This is a genomic window from Xanthomonas sp. (assembly GCF_017163755.1).
GTDB lineage: Bacteria > Pseudomonadota > Gammaproteobacteria > Xanthomonadales > Xanthomonadaceae > Xanthomonas_A.
In genome coordinates this window covers 109,022-126,508 of sequence record NZ_JAFIWC010000006.1, presented here as the reverse complement: position 1 = coordinate 126,508, position 17,487 = coordinate 109,022, and the positions used below count along the sequence as shown (strand labels likewise).

The window sequence follows — 17,487 nt, the reverse complement described above, 5'->3', positions numbered from 1 at the left end:
GTGCCGGGATGGAGAGCAAATAGTTGCTTTGTAAAACGCCGCCATCCCGCAACATGAACAGGCCTGAGTTTGTTCCCCTCGGCGCGAAAAGAGTCCCGTCGATTTTTATTCTGGGAGTTTGGCATGCCGCGGCCGCCTGACGTTGCCGATCTGTTAGCCAGCCATTGGTCGAGATGATCGACCTGCGTCATCTGCTATTGTGCTGGCCTGCCGATCGTCCAAAGCCCAGATCGAGGACTTGCGTGTATGACGGACGCGGGTGCGCGATATCGCAACTTGAGACCACTATGAAATATGCACTGGCCTCTGTGCTTCTCATACTGTCCGCTTGCGGGAGTGGAGGTGAGGCTACACAAGCCAGCCCAACGGGTCACACCGCCACGTCGCCTCTACGCACCGGACCCGCGGTCGGCCCCCAAGCCACGCCTCTCACCCTTAATCCAGTGACGTTGCTCTACGGAGACCCTACTGCCAATGGCCGCTTTGGGCGTGTAACCATCGTGCACAACGGGCGAGCCGTTAGGACCTTGTTAGGGCAGCAGGATCATGATGGCGCGTTTGAACGCGAAAAATCGCCACGCCTTTCTCCCGACCATCGATTCGTATTCCTCAGCCAGATCGCATCAGCTGAGCTGGAGACTCCGCAGGGACCAATCACGCAAGAAACCGCGTATTGCAACCTGATTGACACCCACAGCGGCTGCATCATCGCGCGGGAGACTGGCGAATTCTGCGGCGGCGAGTTCGCTGCCGAAGGCCAATGGGATAACCCCGTGTATCCGGACTTTGATCTCATGAAAGCGACACCCAAAGCCGATGACTATGCAAAGGGTGTGCGCAAACCGGCGGATTCGCCGGAAACATCATTCGAAAATTTATTGGCCTGCGACGAGGTCAATAGCAACAATGCCGACGCCTATCGGTCGATTCTGGATAAGCGCATCTTTGAACTTGACGCCTCCGAGATCGAAGCCGTGCAAAACAAGCTGAACCAGCTAAAATCACACCGATGAGACATATCGGGAGCACGTAGTCCGCATCTGTAGCAGCGCGACCGGGAAAGTCCAGCCACCATTTGTCGCACCACTACCGAACGGGTGAGCTCACACTAGCCCCCGCCGAGCGTCACAGCACGGTGGCAGAGCCGGGGCTCGCACTGGTTGGCCACTTCAGTTGCTTGGGACGGATATGAGCATGCATTCCATTGGCGGCGGCCTTTTTATTTTCAGCCTATTCCTAGCGGCACTCCCCGGCTTAGCCGCGACGCGGGAAGACAAGGCTTTGCAAATGCGCTGTGTGGCAACTCAAGTTGACGATCACATCGAACTTCGTATCGTGGAAGGCAGGCTGGTTAGTGCGTGCCCACCAGATGCAGAAGAAGGATGCCCTTACAGCGCTAGTCGCGGACAGACGCGCCTGGCCAGCACGCCGGATCTCAACCAGGATGGCCGTGCCGACGCCATCGTCCGCTACCTGGGCGGCAGCTATGGCGACGCCGATGCGGCTGGATACCTTGTACTGGCGCAGTGTCAAGATGGCACATACATTCCCGTTCTGGAGGGAGTTTTCAGCGGCCTCAGGGCACCCACTTCAATCAAGCAAGACTGGCCAGGCCTGACAGCCACCCAGGTCTGCCCAGCGCCCGACGGTACCGGCCCAGCAGCTGTAGAATCGTTACTGCGTTTCGACCTTGGATCCTTCCAATACTTGCCGGCGCCCGATGAGCCATTGAGCTCCCCCTTGCGGCTGAGGGAACCAATCGATGCGCCACGTGATCCAGCTGAGGAAGGCAGACTTGCTGAGACTCACTTCTGGAAGCTATCGCTATGCGCTTCAAGCTTTACTTGTCCAGCGCGGCAATTGCGGTGTCACTGCTTGGACCTCTGCGGGACGCCTCCGCGGGAAATGACAAGGCTGCTTGGCCAGGCTCTATTGCTGGCAAGTGCTATCCCTCCCTGAATGACTATGTCTTGTCGGCATTCCCCTGGACAAAGGATGGAGAAGACGAAAACATACGACGCATCACCGCGAGCGAAACAGCCGATGGTGGCGAGGCATACGTTTGGGTCATTGATGCAACTCCCAATACGAATGTAGTGCGCACTCTTTTCAGAGTCGGTGCTGAGCAAGCGTGTGTAGTGCTTGATGCCGCGCCTTCGAGCACTATGGAACTGGAAATATCCGACAACGTCTTGCCGAGCCAAGCGACATCCCTCGATACGCCGCCGCCCGGGATACCGATGACTCGGGTTATTTACAAGCTGGACCGTGATGGCAGTGCCTATCACCCATACCAGTGTGAGCGAGTCGAATCTGCTGCTGGCATCGGCAAGAAGATCGATTGTGCCAAGATATTTGGATCGAGATGAAGTAGTGGACTTGATGGAGACGGGTTGGCCGTCTATGCATCCAACAAGAAGTCCCGCCAGCCCGTAGGCGTTCTAGTGGAAACAAACCTGCGGCCTTGATCGCTCATTAGCGCTGTCCTGGCGCCAGTCGGCGACGTTGTCGAAGCGCCGCGCATGGCGTCGGCACTGGCGCATTCGCTCATGCCGATCGAAAGCGCCAGCCATACCAGCACCGAATTCGCCAAGTCCCTGCCACTTTTCGATGCGACTTGCTCGGATTCGCCGCTCAAGCCGCACCAGGGCGAAGGCGCAGCGTCTTCAGGACCGAGTCCCAGTAGCCGATCGCCTCTTCGTCGCTCTTGAACGGCGCGTCCACGATCTTGCCCTTGGCGTCGGACTTGCCGGTGGTGCTCAGTTCCAGCGAAATGAACGGGAAGCCCAGCGAGTTGGCCTTGCCCTGCGTCTCCCACAGGAACTCGTAGCTGCGCTTTCCTTCGGCGTCGGCACGTACCAGCAGTTCCTGGCCCCGGAACGGACCGATATCCTCCTGCCCGCGGCGCAATGGCTTCATCTGCGCGGCGGCCTTGGCGTAGCCGGGCGGTACGTTGCCGACGCGTGTGAGCAGGTCCGCGTCCGGCTTGCCGGTGACATAGGCGGTCAAGGTCATGGAGACGCTCGGATAGGCGCGCGCGCGGATGCCCGCGGTGAATCCTTCCTTGCCCAGCTTGTTGCGCGCGATGAAGCCCGAGTCGATGCAGAAGCCGGCCTCCTTCGGTATCTCCACGGCGTCCCGGTAGCGCACCGCGCCGCCCAGGGTGCGGTAGTAGTCCACCGCGCCCTGCAGCCGGGTTTCGTCGCTCTGCCCGGTGAAGTGGTAGAGCACGCGCTGGGCGGGCACATGCAGGTAGAAGTCCTGCGCATGGATCCGTCGGCTCGTGGCGCTGGACCAGGACGTCAACAGCACGCTATCGGCAGTGGGTTCGGCGCGCTGCACCAGCATCGCGCCGCCGGCGCGGTGCTGCGCCGCCTGCAACCGGCGCTCCTGTCCCGCGACCAACTCGAGAAACCGCTCGCGATCCACGTTGCGCTGGGTTACCACCGGCCCACCGGCGTATTCGTAGCCGATCTTGAGTTCGCTGTCGCTCGGCACCTCGACAAGGTGCCGTCCCAGGCAAAGCGTTTTCATCGTTGATCTCCGAGTGTCAGGCGCAGCGGCTGCAAGTCCGGGCAGCATCAGCAATAGCAAGGCCGCCGGCAGACGAAAGCGGCCGAAGTCCAGGCGTCGTACTGGCGAAAACGTCTTCATGCCCAATCCGCATGCTGCGCGCACTGGGCGACACCGTACAGCGTGGCCCATTGGCTGCGCACGTCGTTGTAGCTCGACTGGTGCTCGTAGCCTTCCGCCTTGCCCTTGCCGTTGCGGCTGGCGAACTCCCCCTGGCCGAGGTCGCCCTGCCGGAAGCTGGCCTGCACGCCCGCCGCCGCGGGCGCGCCCCCCGACGTATCGGGTACCGTACCGTCGCCGGGATCCGCCGGGTCGGCGATCTCCAGGCTCGCGCTGCCGCCCTGGCCCGCCACCTCCATCGTGCCCTTGCCCTTGTCCTGGGTGATGCGCAGGCTGTCCCAGGCATCGGGAAGCTGGCCGGCCCAGCGCAGTTCGGACCAGCTCTTCTGGTTCGCATCCGAGCCGTAGTGGACGAAGGACGGCTTGTGGTAGCACCCGGACAGTTCGCGATGGAACGCCGCGACATCGTCGATGTTGCGCTCGAACAGCGAGCGTTTTCCCGGCGCGGGGGGGCCCTCCAGCTCGGTCTCGCCGGCCGCGGCCGGATTGAGCCCGGCCGGATCGAGCAGCGGCGTGTTTTCCTCGGGCACCAGTCCATACCAGGCCGGGTTGGTGTAGATCTCCGCGTATGGATCGCCGGCCTTCGGCAGTTCCTCCGAATTGGGCGTGAACGGGTCGCCCAACTTCAGCCATGGCTTCCCATCGCAGTAGTCCATGGCCGGCAGCAGTTCCAGTCCTCCCGGGGAGTTGCCCAGGATGGCGACGACCTCGGCCGCGTCGCGGCCGAGAATGACGCTGGAAACGCCGTCGTACCCGGCGCGGCAGTGGTGGTAGGTCGCCGCGGCGCCGGTCGCGGGCATGACCCCGTGGACCACGCCCAGCAGGTTGGCGTATCCCTGGATGCACGCGACCGAGCGCGCGACCAGGCCGCCCATCGAATGGGTGACCAGAACGACCTTTTCGGCAGGGATCTTCTGCTGGCGATAGTGCGCCAGCACCTTGTTGTCGATGTAGTCGATGATGTCCTGGCCCGATTGCCGGTTCGATTGCAGCCAGTTGTAGCCGCCTGCCCATACGTCGAACCGGTAGCGCGCCGCGGCGCGCAATTCGGCCTGGCCGAGCGCGGCGTTGCCGCCTTGCTGCTCGCCATAGGCGTCCGGGCTGCGCATGCCCTCGTCGCGCCACCATTCCAGCGGCTCGCCCGCTTCCATCACGTTGCCGAGGCGTTTCTGCAGCAACGCCATCACCGGGTTGTAGGCCGAACGCATCACCGTGCCCCAGCCGCGTTGCTTGGCGAGTTCGTCGGTGATGGTGCCTTCGGCGTCGATCGGGCCGTTGTCGTCGACCTCGACCTTGGCCGGGTCCAGGCGGCGCTGGCGCGTGGCCGCGCCGCGGAACCAGTAGCCGAACAGTTGCCCGATCGCGCCGAGGATCGGGAAGAACCCATCCGTGTTCGGCGCCCGCCATACGCTGTCGCCGCTTTCCTTGGACTTCAGGTTGGTTCCCATGATGCCGGGCAGGAAGACGATGGGAATGACCGCCGGCGGATCGGCCAACAGGACCTTGTCCCGCTGATCGACCGTGTGCGTGAGCCGCGGGCGCACGATGGGACGCCCGGCTTCATCGCGCTCGGACGTCGCAAGAAGAACCTCATCCTTGTTGTCTGGCATATGCGTTCCTAGCCCTTGCCCAGCACTTTGATCACCAGTTGCTCCATCGCCATGCTCTTCTGTCTGGGCAGGCGGCCCTGGGCGTCGGTCACCAACTGCATCACCGCGCCATCGGCGCGCGTCACTTCCACGCGCGTGTTCGCCAGCGGCTCGTTGGTGCTGCGGTGGCGCAGCACGTATTGGTCGTCGAAGCTGGAGCTCGGCCAGGTATTCATTTCGCGGCTGAGGTGGGTCGGCCCGACGAACGACTTCTTGCTCGCATGCACGGTGATGGTGCCGGGGCAGGCGAAGGTGATGTTGCCGCCTTCGATGGTCACGCTGGCACCGCCGGCCACCGCCAGGTGCACCGTCTTGCCCGCGGCCAGTTCCACCTCGGCGTTGGCGCTGACCACCTTCAGCCCCTGCTTGGCCTGCACCCGCACTTCGTCAGACTGCGCCTGCACGTCCAGTTCGCCTTCGCCGCTGACCAGGCTCAGGCTGTTGGTTTGGGTCTGCCCGCCCTCCACCGCCGCGGCCAGCACCCCGATCGCCTGCCCGCTGTGCAGCCGCCCGTGGCCGGCGACCGCCAGCTCGCTGCCCTGCCCGCTGGCCAGCGTCAGCGTCTCGCCCACGCTCCAGCTCAGGCCCTGCCCGGCCACCACCCCGATCCCCGCCGGCGACGCCAGCCCCAGCAGCGCATCGCCGGTGTGCGGCACGCGGCCCTCGCCGGGGCTGGCGCTGCGCTCGGCCGCCGCGCCCTTGGCGTCGGCGTAGGCCGTGCCCGGCACCGTGGTCTTCACGCTGCTCAGCAGCGCCTGCAGCGGCGCCTGGTCGGCGATCAGCTTCGATTGGTTCGCCTGCTTCGCCCCTTCGTGCGCGGCCAGCTTCACCGTCTGGTGCGTGCCGGCCGCCTGCGAAAACGTCTTGCCCAGGGTCTGCAGCTGGGTCAGCAGCGCGCTGGGCTGCGCCGCCTCGCCGGCCGGGCCCTGGGTCCGCCCGTAGCTGCTCAGCCACAGCCCCGACGTGGAGCGCAGCGCGCCCCACGCGTCGGTGCGCAGCTCGAAGCCTTCGCCGCGGAAGCTGCCGCGGTAGTTGTCGGCCTGGTGGATCAGGTGCCCCAGGCTCAGCTGCGTGGCCGCCTGCGTGGTGGCCAGCTGCAGCCGCAGCTGCTGGTCGCTGTCGTCGAACACCAGCCGGCTATGGCCCTCGCCGCCCCACTCCTTCGACTTCACTCCCCACAGCGCGGTGGCGTTGCGGTGCGCCGCATCGCCGCCGCCGGCGCCGTGCCAGGCCGGGGCGTGGCCGCCGGCCAGGTTCGCCTGCGCGCTGCCGCGCCCATCGCGCGCCTGGGCGTAAGCCTGGGTGTCGGCCTCGGCGGCCTGGCCGCCCGGCGTGGCCGGCGTGCCGGCCTCGCCCTTGCCGTTGTACAGCGTGCCCAGCACCACCGGACGGTCGATGTCCCCTTCCAGGAAGCCCACCAGCACCTCCTGGCCGATGCGCGGCAGGAACTGGCTGCCCACCCCCGGGCCGGCATAGCGCTGCGCCACGCGCAGCCAGGTGCTGTCCTGCGCGGCCGACGCCGACGCGTCCTGCTGGAAGTGGAACTTGACCCGGATCCGGCCCAGCGCATCGGCGTGGACCTCGTTGCCGTCGGCGCCGGCCTGGCCGTTGGCGCCAACCACCACCGCGGTCTGGTAGCCGGGGGCGGTGGGCCGCGGGTTGAGCCGGGCGCCGGTGCCGTCGGCCAGCACCGGCCGCCACGGCTGCTGCCGGTCCACCGCCTCGAAGGCGTTGCCGTAGCCCACCGCCTCGGCCTGGGTCCAGGTGCTGCGCGCGGCCACCGCGCTGGCCTCCGGCCACGCCGGCGGCGCGCCCAGCTGCGCCTGCACCGCCTCGCGCAGGTCCACCGGCAGGTTGTTGATCCCGGCATGCCACAGCCGGGTCAGCAGCAGCTGCGCTGGCGGCGCCTGGCCTTGCTGCGGCGCCTGGGTCAGGGTGAACCAGGTCCCGGCGCGCAGCGTGCGCACCGTGCTGCGGCCCTGCCACGGCGACCACTGCGCCTCGTGCGCCTGCGCCATCAGCCCCGCATAGCGGTCCGCTTCCTGCGCGCTGGCGAAGGCGTACATCCCCACCGGCTCGTACACCTCGCGCAGCGACTGACCGCCGCCGCCGTGCAGCGGCAGCTGCGCGCTGCGCGCCTGGCGGGTCTTGAAGTCCTCGCTGAGCACCGTCAGCCGGCCGCTGCCCAGCCGCCGCGTGGCGCCGATCGCCAGCACGCTGTCGGCCGCCTCGGTCGCGTCGCTGCGGTGGTAGCGCAGCCCGCCGCCCTGCGCCGAACTGGCGTCCTGCGGCTGCGCGGCGCTGTCGGCGAACACCACCAGCTGGTGGCCGCATGGCGCCTGGTCCGACTCCTGCAGCCGCCAGCCCAGCCCTTCCTCGGCCAGCAGCCGCTGCACGAAGGCCAGGTCGCTCTCGCGGTACTGCACGCAGTAACTGCGCGGACGCGCCTGCGCCAGGAACCCGCTCACTTCCTGGCTCCACTGCCAGCTCGCCTGCGGCGCGTAGTCGGCGAACACCGCCTCCACGATCTGCACCAGCGTGCGCTCCTGGAACACCCGGCTGTGCCGGCCCTGCCCCAGCCACCACGTCCACGGCACCAGGCCCACGCGATAACGCGCCAGCCCGCCGTCGCTGCCCAGTTCGTACGCCTCATGCACCAGGCCGCTGCGCGGGCTCTCCCCGCCGCCGGCCAGCTTCGTGTACAGCGTCGCACGACGCCCCAGCCACGCCTCCAGCGGCAACCCCGCCTGCGTGCTCAGCACGTCCACCCACCATACGAAACCGCCGCCCAGGCGCTCTTCGCCGCTCCAGCGCTCGACGACCGCGTTGGCATCGCCGCCTGGCAGCTGCAACCGGTACAGGCGCTCGCCATCCGCCAGGAGGGCGGCGCGGGTAGACAACGCACTCAGTGCTTCCATCGCTACACCTCTGTCCCCCGGGCCGTACCGCCCCCGGTCAACATAGTTTCCTGCCCCTGTGGGGCGAACTTAGCAGATGAAGTCGTGACGCGCATGACGGTCCGCAGCATGCCGCGGACCGCCGGACCCGCTGTCGGCTCAGCTCTGCTCGGGCAGCCGTGGCGGCTCGGACGAGGCGCCGGCGTTGTCGCGGGTGTTCTTCTGCACCGCGATCGCCGCGAACAGGCTCAGCGCATAGGCCATCGCGTAGAAGCCTTTTTCGCTCAGGGTCAACGTCGCATTGAACAGGCCGATGGCCAGCAGCAACAGCGCAGCCAGCACCGAGAACCAGGCCAGCCCGTAGTAGATCGCCGTCACCGCGATGCCGTCGGCGCGGTCGCGCACGCTCTTCTGCACCGATACCGCCGCGAACAGGCCGAACAGCAGCAGCGTGAAGTAGTAGCCCTTCTCGTTGAGCAACATCTCCGCGTTCCACAGGCCCAGCAAATAGGCGCCGACGCCGAGCAGCAGCGCCACCCACGACGCGCCGACGAAGGCTACGGACGGCTTGTTGGCAACACTGGCTCGCATGATCACTATCCTTGGAAAAGAAGAAGTCCACATTCACAGGGCGCCTGCGCCCGCCGCACTGCGGCGTTGCCCCGGCTCCAGAACGCCCCATGGTTTCCGCCGGGCTCGCCGCAGGATCTCCCCACCCGCAGCCGCGCAACGCCGGATGCGATGGACAATAGACCAGATAACACCACCGGTCTACGCGGGAATGGCGGCGTGGACGCGCGAGCCAGGGCCGCCCTCGGCTCACAGGTCCAAGGCCATGTGGCCGCGGTTTCAGGCGCTCGCCGCCGGCAGGCAGGCCCGCGGGCGCCGTCGTCGGCGCCGACAAGGCGGCATCGCGGCATCCGGGCGATTCCACGAACGTCCCGGGCCGGCGCTGCGGACGAGCCGCCTGCGCAGCGCGCGGCGCAGGCACCGCGACGCCCCCGGCCGCCACCGCGTTTTCAGAAAAATCTGACCCGCCGCCGCGCGCCAGGCAGGCTAGAATCCTCCGCGCCCCTAACGACGAGAACTGCCATGCTGGATCTGGATGCCCTGCTGGCGCCGATTTCCGACGATCAGCCGGCCGGCGAAGACCTGTCCTTCTCCATCGAGTTCGATCGGATCCAGGAAGCCAGGCGCTCGGACGATCCGACCCTGGACCAGGGCGAGTGGCAGACCGACATCAAGTACGCGGACTGGTCCAGCGTGGCCCGCCAGTGCGGCGACCTGTTGCAGACCCGCACCAAGGACCTGCGCCTGGCCGGCTGGCTGACCGAGGCGACCACCCAGATCGACGGCTTCGCCGGGCTGGCGCTGGGCTACCGGCTGATCGCCGGGCTGTGCGACCGCTACTGGGACGAGGTGCATCCGCTGGTCGTGGATGGCGACCACGAGGAGCGCATCGGCAACCTGAGCTGGCTGCTGACCAATTCGCTGCAGTGGCTGCGCGCGGTGCCGATCGCCTCGGGGCCGCAGGGCCGCTTCGGGCTCAACGACTTCGAGGCCGCGCATACCCGCAGCGCCAATCCCGGATCCGGCGACGAAGACGGCCAGCCCAGCCTGGACCTGCTCGAGGCCGCGCGCCGCGACACGCCCCACGATTTCTACCGGCAGCTGGTCGACGCGCTGCCCGATTGCGCCGAAGCGCTGCAGTCGCTGCAGGCGGCGGTGGACGACCGCCTTGGCGTGGACGGGCCCAGCTTCAGCGCGGTGCGCGAGCAGGTGGAACACCTGCAGCGCACCGTGGCGCGGTTCGCCCGCGACGCCGGGCTGCTGTTGGATGGCGCGGCCGACCCGGGCCACCACGAAGTGCCGGGCGCCGGATTCGGCTCGGCCATGACCAGCGATGCGGCGCCGTCGGCACCTGCCGCGCCGCGCGCGCCGGGCGGCGCGCCGACCACGCGCAAGGAGGCGCTGGCGCAGTTGCGCCAGGTCGCCGAATTCTTCCGCCGCACCGAGCCGCACAGCCCTGTCGCCTACCTGGCGGAAAAGGCCGCGCGCTGGGGCGAGATGCCGCTGCACGTGTGGTTGAAGCGGGTGATCAAGGACGACAGCGTGCTCAACCAGATGGAAGAGATGCTGGACGTCAACCAGAACCTGGACCAGTAGGCGTCCAGGCCCGCGCCGTCCCGCACGCCGTGGGGACGGCGTGCGACGGCTACTGGATCTTGAACTGGATGCGCCGGTTACGCGCGCGTCCGTCGGCGCTGGCGTTGTCGGCCACCGGTTCGTCCGGGCCCTTGCCCTGCACGCTCATGCGCGCGCCGTCGATGCCCTTCTGCACCATGTAGGTCTTCACCGCCTGCGCCCGCGCCTGGCTCAGCGCGAGGTTGCTCTCGCGCTGGCCGACGTTGTCGGTGTGGCCGATGATCAGGAAGCGCGCATCGCCCATCTGCGACATCTTCGCCACCATCTCGTCGAGGATGCTCATGCCCAGCGGCGTCAGCCGCGAGCTGCCGCTCTGGAACTCGATGATGCGGTTGCCCAGGGTCTGGTCCAGCACGCTCTGTTCCGAGCCGCCGAGCTTGAGGCTGTTGGTCACCGTGTAGGAGGTGTTGCTGGCCAGGCTCAGGTCGCTGGCGACCTGCTGCCGCTGCGCCTCGTTGACCACCTGCCCGCTGATGCGCACCGCCTGGCCGTTGACTTCCAGCTTGCCGGCCGACACCCGCTTGAGTCCCGGCGACACCATGTTGGCGACGTACTCGCCCCAGTTCGGCGGCGACGGGATCGATTCGACCTGCACCCGGTCGACGACGCGCGCGCTGCCGTAGACGTCCTGCAGGTTCTTCAGGATGCGGGCCTTGGTGGCCTGATCCGGGACGACGCCCTCCACGATCACCGGGCGTTCGCCGGCCGCGCCCGCGGCGGGCGCGGCGACCTGCGCGGAGGCGGCGAACACGGTCATCAGGCCGCTCAGGGCGAGGGCTTTGGCACTCAGGTGTCGCATGTTCATGTCCCCAGGAAAGTCTCGCCGAACAACTTGCGGGCCGTCTTCAATGCCAGGTCGTCCCGATCCAGATAGCTGGCTAGCTTGTTGAGGTTGTAGTCGTTGTGCAGGTAGTCCTCGACCCAGTCGGCGTCCTGCACGCGGATCAGGAAATCGCCGGCCTCGCGCGGGTCCAGCGCCGCGCGCAGCGCCTGGTGGTCGGCGCCGTTGAAGCCAACCAGCATGCGCGGCGCGGCGTCGTTGCGGATCAGCACCGCCAGTTCGAAATCGCCGCGGGTGACGAAGCAGGCGACGATGTCCAGCCAGAACGCGGCCAGCAGCGGCCGGTACAGCCCGTCCTGCACCAGCGGGAACTCCAGCGCCTTGTCCACCGTCACGTTGCCGCCGGTGAGGATCGGCTGCAGCAGCAGGCCCAGCGCCGGCAGCACCTTCTTCAACGACACCTCGGGGTGGCCGGCCGAACGCAGCAAGGCCTCGATCGAGCCGACGGTCTGGATATCGAGGAAGTCGTTGAAGGTGGCGTTGTACGCCGACGCCTCGGTGCTCAGCGTGTAACGGGTGTCGGCCAGCGCGGTCAGCGTCGGGCCGGCGTCGTCGGCGGCCACCGCCTGCTTGGCCATGCGCGACAGCCCGGACCACACCTTGGACATCGCCAGCGGGCTGCGGCCGATGAACGACAGCGGCTCGCTGGCTTCCAGGCGGATCGCCGACAACAACGGGAAACGGCGCTGCGACGCGTCGCGGCTGGGCTGGAAGTGCCCGCAAAGCACCATCTTGCTGCGCGAACCCAGGAACGCGTAGTGGATGTCCGGCGCCTCGTCGTAGAGCCGCTTCCAGTCCGGGTTCTGGCTCAGCAGATCGACGCTCAGGCCCGCCCAGCGGTCCAGCCAGCCGAGCAGCTGGTGGTTGTCCGCCGCGCGCACGAAATCGCCGCGCGAGGGCACCTTGCCGAAGTAGGAGACGCCTGCACTGACTTCGCGGCTCATTGGCCACCTCCTTGTGTGGGTGCCGCGGCCGGAGCCGGAGCCGGAGCCGGCGGCGTATCGGCGGCCGGCGCTTCCCCGCCCGGCGTCGCCGGACTGCCGGCCACGGTGGCCGGCAGCTGCAGGCCGCGCTGCCAGTCGCCGCTGCCGCTGGGGCTGGTGCCGGCGCGTTGCACGATGCGCATCTGCACGCTGATCGACACGCCTTGGTCGCTCCAGGTGAGGCGGTTGATGTCGTCCACGCGTTCCTTGGCCGCGGAGTTGATCAGGCGCCCGAAGCCATTGGCGCCGGGCGCGTTGAACACCTCGACACTGCGCCCGTCGCTGGTGACCGCAGTGATCTTGGACCCGGGCACCGAGCCGACGTTCGGCCACTGCATGGTCACCCACTGCGGCGGCGTGTTGCGATAGCGCAGCGTCTGGCCGTCGATGTCGAGGGTGTATTCGATCGCGCCCACCGCCGGCGTCGGCAGGATCTCGAAGATGGTCACGTCCTTCGCCACCGCACCGGACTGGCCGCTGACCCAATTGCCGTAATTGGCCACCAGTTCGTTGGACAAGGTGATGCCGATGCCTGCCCAGCGCCGCGATTCGAGCAGGTTGCCGCGCTGGATCACCAGGGTGCCGAGCGCGTCCTTGTTGAACGAGGCGATCGCGCCGCTGGCGCCGAAGATCGCCGCCACGTCGCCGGGCGCGGCATCCACGTCCGAATTGAGGTTGAACGGATACTGCTGGCCGATGCCGCCGCGGAACGGTTCGTAGACCTGCGCCGCCCACACCCGGTTGACCTCGCTCTCGGTCGGTGGCACCAGCGAGGCGAAGGTCTGGGTTAACGGCCGCAGCAGCAGCGGACGCATCGCGTCGCGCTGGGTGTCGTCCAGTCCGGTCAGCATCTGCTCGTCGACCAGGGTCAGCGCGGCGCTGAGCTCGGAGCCTTCGTTGCTGAAGGTGTCCTGCATCAGCTTGCGCGCGCCGACGCCGACCTGGCCCTGGTTCTTGATCGCGTTCATGCGCGTGCGCAGCTTGGCCAGCGTCTCGAAGTACGCATCGATGATCGCCGGCTCGTCCTTGCGCTTGGTCATCAACCGCGCCAAGCCCTCGAAGGTCTTCCCGATCGGGCCGACCGGCTGCTGCGCGGCCTTGCCGGCGTCGGCCGGATCACGGCGCAGGATCACCCGCTGGAACCAGGCGACGAACCCGCCGGAGGCCTTCTTCGACAAGGCCTCGGCCATCGGGTTGTCCCAGATGGTCTGCTCGTTGATCTTCTCCAGCAGCTTGCGCAGCGGCGAATTGGCCGGGTCGCCGATGCGGTTCATCCGCGACAGCGCCTGGTCGAAACCCTGGAACGGCGCGACGCTGACGCCCTGCATGAACTTGCGCCATTCCTGCGCGTATTCCTGCTTGTACAAGGTCACCAGCTCGCGCGCGATGTGCTCGGGGCTGCCGGCCAGCGACAGGTCGCTCTGCTCGGTGGTGTCGAGCACCCAGTCGGTGTTGCTGAGCTGCGTGGTGGCCGCGTCCTTGATCGCGTCCTTGACGTATTCGTCCCATGCCTCGCGCGAGAACGCGCCGGAAATGGCGTAGCTGCCGGTGATCGCGTCGCTGTTGGTTTCCTCGCCGATCAGCGAGTTGACCGTCACCGTCGGGAAGCGCGCCGCCGCGCGCGCCTTGATCTGCGCGAACACGCGCTGCATCGCCGGCTGGCCCTTCATCACCCGGGTCAGCGCCTCGCGGCTGTCGTTGACCAGGGTGACCTTGGTCTGCACCTGCGGCCACTGCGGATCGTCGGCGTGGGCGACGTAGAACGTCATCAGCTTCTCGGCCGCGCGGGTCATCTCCTCGCGGGTCATCTGGCCGCGGTTGCCGTCCAGCCAGCCGCGCCAGAACAGGGTCAGCTGCTGCGCCAGATGCGCGTTCTCCACGTACTTGCGGTTGCCCAGCATCAGGTAGGTCTTGAGCGCGTTGTAGGCGTCGTTGGTGTCGGTCGGCGACGCGTCCTGGTACAGCACGCTGTCCTGCTGCGCGGCCTGTTGCGGGCCGGCCGGCTTGCCGAGCCGGTCGCGCTCGCTGACCACCTGCGAAAGGAACGATTCCAGGCTCGCGGTGGTCGGCTCGAGCATCACCTGGCGCATGCCGTGGTAGTACTCGGCCAACAGCTTCTTGCGGATGTTGTCGCCCTGGTACAGGCCCAACCCGGTGGTGATGCCGCCCTTCTGCTTGTAGCGATCCAGCTGCTCCAGGCGGTCCTGCAGCAGCAGCAGCGCGTCGATGCGCGATTTCAGGTCGACCCGGTTGGCCTGCACGCGCACGGCCTGGTCCAGATCCTTGGTGGCGTTGTTCACCAGCTGCACGTTGGTGGTGTACGACCAGGTCCACAGGCCCAGCGCCAGCGCCAGCACGCCGACCGCGCCGAGGAACACGCCGTAGCGCAGGCGGTTCTGGTGCGGACTGGAATACTGCCGTACGAGTTGCTTGTCGGCGAAGATGACCTTGCGGAACAGATCCTTCAGGAAGTACGCGGTCTGCCCCGACGGCGCCGCCTCGCCCGACTGCGCGCGCGCCTGCAGCGCGAACTGGCGGCTCACCCGCTCGGAGGCGTGGTGCACGGAATGGCCTTCCTGCAGCGCGCTGCTGAAGTAGAAGCCGCGGAACACCGGCTTGAACTGGTAGGGGTTCTCTTCGAACAGCGTGGCGATGAAGGTGCGCAGCGCCGGCTTGATGCCGACGAACTCCAGCGGCAGGGTCAGCAGGCCGGGCGACACCTGGCGCCCGCGCTGCATCGCCATGTGCGCCAGGCTCATTTCCTTGACGCCTTCGGCCAGCTCGTCGAAATGGGTGTCGAACGCGGCCAGCGCGTCGGTCTCAGCGGTCGGATCGTAGGGCAGGGTCGCGCCCCACACGTTCTCGCGCTCGGCCGGATCCAGATTGTGGAAGAACTCGGAGAAGCCGGCGATCAGGTCGGCCTTGGTGAACACCACGTACACCGGCGCGAACACTTCCAGGCGCTCGGTGATTTCCTGCACGCGCTGGCGCAGGTTCTTGGCCAGTTCGATCGCGAACTCGGGCTTGCTGCCGGACAGCTCGGCGATGCTGACGGCGATGATGACGCCGTTGATCGGCGCGCGCGGCCGGTGCTTCTTCAGCAGGCCGAGGAAGGTGAGCCATTCCAGGCGGTCTTCGACGCTGACCGAGTAGCGGCCGGCGGTGTCGAGCACGATGCCGGTGGTGGTGAAGTACCAGTCGCAGTTGCGGGTGCCGCCGATGCCCTGGACCACGTTGCCGCGGTTGTCCTCGAACGGGAACTGCAGGCCCGAATTGAGGATCGCGGTGCTCTTGCCGGCGGCCGGATTGCCGATGATCACGTACCACGGCAGTTCGTACAGCGCCGCCTTGCCCTTGAGCACGCCCAGGCGCGAGGACTTGATCGCCTTGACCGCCTCGAACATGCGCGAGCGCAGCGCCTCGGTGTCGGCGCGGGTGGCCGGTTGCGAGGCGGCGACCGCGCGGTCGGCCTCGCCCTGCACCATCGCGTCCAGGCTGCGCGCCGCGCGGCGGGCCATGATCCGGCGCACGATCCACACCATGAGCCATATCAGCAGGCACACCGCCAGCGCGACCGCCGCCCACACGCCGATCTCGCGCAATCCTTCGGCGCCGAAGTAGGCGACCGCGCCGGCGGCGAGCAAGCCGAGGACCATCCAGAGGCGGTAGTCGCGAAGGTAATACCTGAGATTGCTAAACATCGGGCGCTGTTCCGGTTAGGCGGCGGACGCCGGCATGGCGCCGGCGTCGGTAACTGGCTGGGAGGAAGGACGGGGACTGACGACGGTGGCGATGCGCGAACCTGCCTGGTCCACGCCCAGCACCAACGCCGCTTGCTGCCCGGCGGCGACATGGGCATGGGCGAGCGCGAGCAGCGCCAGCGGCTGCACCGCGGCCAGGTCGCCGGTGGCGGTCGCCAGCGGCAGGCATTGCGCGGCGGTGTCCAGGTCGGGGCAGGCGATCAGCGCGGCGGCGGCGGCCTCGGCCGACAGCGTGGCGCGGTGGTCGGCGTCGCTGAGCACCAGGTCCACCTGCGCGGGCGCCAGCGCGGCGCGCTCCAGGGTCTGCGTCGCCAGCTCGCCGGTCAGCCGCGCGCCGGCCTTGGCGCCGCGATCCAGCGGCAGGGCGATGCGCTGCAGCGGATGCAGCACCACGTCGCCGGCGGCGCCGGGCCCGCTCGCCAGCAGGATGCCGCTGGCGCCTTCGCCGGGCACGCGGCCGTCGGGCGCGCGGCGAGTCATCAGCCGCCCGCTTTCGAGCATCTGCTCGACCTGCGCCTGGCCGATGGACGAGTGGCAGGCCAGGATCAGCTGCCAGCCGTCGGCCGGCGCATCGGCCCCGCGCGCCAGCCGCTCCAGCCGCGGCCATGCGTCGTCGGCGCCCTCCATCGGGATCACTTCCACGCCGAAGCGGCGCGGATCCAGGCCTTGCTCGCCGGCACGCGCCAGGGTCCAGTCGCCCAGCGCCTGGCGCAGCGAGGCCGGCCAGTCCGCGGGCAGCCACAGCTCGATGCGCAGCACGTTGTGCACCTGCGCCTCGAGGCGGTGGCGCAACCCGGCCACCACGCGGTCCTGCGCCTCGGGCAACGCCGGCAGCGCCTGCGCGGCCTCCAGCAACAGCGCGTCGGCGACCGGCTCGAGCAGGGCGATGGCGCGCTTGTGGTGCTCCAGCAATCGTTCGCCGGGGTCGGACGGCAGCGCCGCCGAGGCGAGCATCGCGTCGGCCACGTCCTCGGCGTCCAACTCCGGCACCTGCACCGCGAACACCGGCAGCCCATCCTGGTCGCGGAACTGCTTGTGCAGGCCGGGCCGCGGCAGGTTGCCGCGCAGCGCGAGGATAGCCTGCGGCTGCTGCCCCAGGGCCAGGTTCACCGCGCCGGCGAGCAGGGCCGGCGCGGAGCCGGCGGCCGGCGCCACCGGCTGTTCGGGCGACGCCGACGTGGCCGCGGCCGCCTTGGAACCGCTGCGCTCGGCGGCCTTGGCCGCGGCGCTGTCGGCGGCGTCGGCGGCACGCGACAGGGCGCGCCGGCCCATGTCGCGCAGCAGCCAGCTGCCGCCGAGCAGGCCGGCGGGCAGGATGCCCAGGTAGGTCAGCATCTCCATGCCGCTGGGCGTGGTGCCGCTGCTGCGCCAATAGAAGATCGAGCCGCCCCATGCCACGCCGAACATCGCGGCGGCGGACAACACGTTCCGAAGGATTCCGGACATTAGCGTTCTCGC

The 17,487-nt window shown here is 68.1% G+C and carries 12 protein-coding genes; 3 read left to right on the top strand and 9 right to left on the bottom strand.

Annotation, left to right across the window (positions count from 1 at the left end; translation table 11 throughout):
- Positions 1-443: 443 nt before the first annotated feature.
- On the top strand, positions 444-1,013 hold the full coding sequence (locus JR065_RS05865; protein ID WP_206232967.1) for a hypothetical protein: 570 nt from the start codon (positions 444-446) through the stop codon (positions 1,011-1,013).
- A gap of 241 nt (positions 1,014-1,254) precedes the next feature.
- On the opposite strand, the gene JR065_RS05860 is transcribed toward JR065_RS05865, so the two are convergent.
- On the bottom strand, positions 1,255-1,533 hold the full coding sequence (locus JR065_RS05860) for a hypothetical protein (RefSeq protein ID WP_206232965.1): 279 nt from the start codon (positions 1,531-1,533) through the stop codon (positions 1,255-1,257).
- 293 nt (positions 1,534-1,826) lie between these two features.
- On the opposite strand from JR065_RS05860, the gene JR065_RS05855 reads away from it, so the two are divergent.
- Positions 1,827-2,369, top strand: a complete 543-nt coding sequence (locus tag JR065_RS05855) for a hypothetical protein (RefSeq protein ID WP_206232964.1) — start codon at positions 1,827-1,829, stop codon at positions 2,367-2,369.
- Between the two features lie 265 nt (positions 2,370-2,634).
- Here the strand turns inward: JR065_RS05855 and JR065_RS05850 are convergent, their stop codons facing one another.
- From JR065_RS05850 to yiaA, 4 genes are all read right to left on the bottom strand, one after another.
- A complete protein-coding gene (locus JR065_RS05850) occupies positions 2,635-3,654 on the bottom strand; it encodes a T6SS immunity protein Tli4 family protein (RefSeq protein WP_206232962.1) in 1,020 nt (339 codons plus the stop codon).
- Positions 3,651-5,303 (bottom strand): esterase/lipase family protein, encoded by a 1,653-nt coding sequence (locus tag JR065_RS05845; protein WP_206232961.1) that lies wholly within the window; start codon positions 5,301-5,303, stop codon positions 3,651-3,653. Before JR065_RS05845 ends, JR065_RS05850 begins: the two co-directional genes overlap by 4 nt.
- Before the next feature lie 8 nt (positions 5,304-5,311).
- Entirely contained in the window at positions 5,312-8,260 is a 2,949-nt protein-coding gene (locus JR065_RS05840) for a type VI secretion system Vgr family protein (protein ID WP_206232959.1), read from the bottom strand.
- A gap of 138 nt (positions 8,261-8,398) precedes the next feature.
- Positions 8,399-8,830 (bottom strand): inner membrane protein YiaA, encoded by a 432-nt coding sequence (gene yiaA, locus JR065_RS05835; protein ID WP_206232958.1) that lies wholly within the window; start codon positions 8,828-8,830, stop codon positions 8,399-8,401.
- Positions 8,831-9,331: 501 nt separating this feature from the next.
- On the opposite strand from yiaA, the gene tssA reads away from it, so the two are divergent.
- Positions 9,332-10,405, top strand: a complete 1,074-nt coding sequence (gene tssA / locus JR065_RS05830; RefSeq protein WP_206232956.1) for a type VI secretion system protein TssA — start codon at positions 9,332-9,334, stop codon at positions 10,403-10,405.
- Positions 10,406-10,454: 49 nt separating this feature from the next.
- On the opposite strand, the gene JR065_RS05825 is transcribed toward tssA, so the two are convergent.
- The 4 genes from JR065_RS05825 to JR065_RS05810 are packed head-to-tail and all read right to left on the bottom strand — an operon-like array spanning position 10,455 to position 17,475.
- Positions 10,455-11,249: an OmpA family protein gene (locus JR065_RS05825; RefSeq protein ID WP_206232954.1), complete on the bottom strand. Its 795-nt coding sequence runs from the start codon at positions 11,247-11,249 to the stop codon at positions 10,455-10,457.
- On the bottom strand, positions 11,246-12,229 hold the full coding sequence (tagF, locus tag JR065_RS05820) for a type VI secretion system-associated protein TagF (RefSeq protein WP_206232953.1): 984 nt from the start codon (positions 12,227-12,229) through the stop codon (positions 11,246-11,248). Before tagF ends, JR065_RS05825 begins: the two co-directional genes overlap by 4 nt.
- Complete coding sequence (gene tssM / locus JR065_RS05815; RefSeq protein ID WP_206232951.1) at positions 12,226-15,969, bottom strand: type VI secretion system membrane subunit TssM; 3,744 nt, start codon at positions 15,967-15,969, stop codon at positions 12,226-12,228. Before tssM ends, tagF begins: the two co-directional genes overlap by 4 nt.
- A gap of 15 nt (positions 15,970-15,984) precedes the next feature.
- Positions 15,985-17,475 (bottom strand): hypothetical protein, encoded by a 1,491-nt coding sequence (locus JR065_RS05810; RefSeq protein ID WP_206232950.1) that lies wholly within the window; start codon positions 17,473-17,475, stop codon positions 15,985-15,987.
- Positions 17,476-17,487 lie beyond the last annotated feature (12 nt).

Coding starts and splice junctions, on each gene's coding strand:
- JR065_RS05855 (WP_206232964.1), top strand. CDS start 1,827: ATGCGCTTCAAGCTTTACTTGTCCAGCGCGGCAATTGCGGTGTCACTG.
- JR065_RS05850 (WP_206232962.1), bottom strand. CDS start 3,654: ATGAAGACGTTTTCGCCAGTACGACGCCTGGACTTCGGCCGCTTTCGT.
- JR065_RS05845 (WP_206232961.1), bottom strand. CDS start 5,303: ATGCCAGACAACAAGGATGAGGTTCTTCTTGCGACGTCCGAGCGCGAT.
- JR065_RS05840 (WP_206232959.1), bottom strand. CDS start 8,260: ATGGAAGCACTGAGTGCGTTGTCTACCCGCGCCGCCCTCCTGGCGGAT.
- yiaA (WP_206232958.1), bottom strand. CDS start 8,830: ATGCGAGCCAGTGTTGCCAACAAGCCGTCCGTAGCCTTCGTCGGCGCG.
- tssA (WP_206232956.1), top strand. CDS start 9,332: ATGCTGGATCTGGATGCCCTGCTGGCGCCGATTTCCGACGATCAGCCG.
- JR065_RS05825 (WP_206232954.1), bottom strand. CDS start 11,249: ATGAACATGCGACACCTGAGTGCCAAAGCCCTCGCCCTGAGCGGCCTG.
- tagF (WP_206232953.1), bottom strand. CDS start 12,229: ATGAGCCGCGAAGTCAGTGCAGGCGTCTCCTACTTCGGCAAGGTGCCC.
- tssM (WP_206232951.1), bottom strand. CDS start 15,969: ATGTTTAGCAATCTCAGGTATTACCTTCGCGACTACCGCCTCTGGATG.
- JR065_RS05810 (WP_206232950.1), bottom strand. CDS start 17,475: ATGTCCGGAATCCTTCGGAACGTGTTGTCCGCCGCCGCGATGTTCGGC.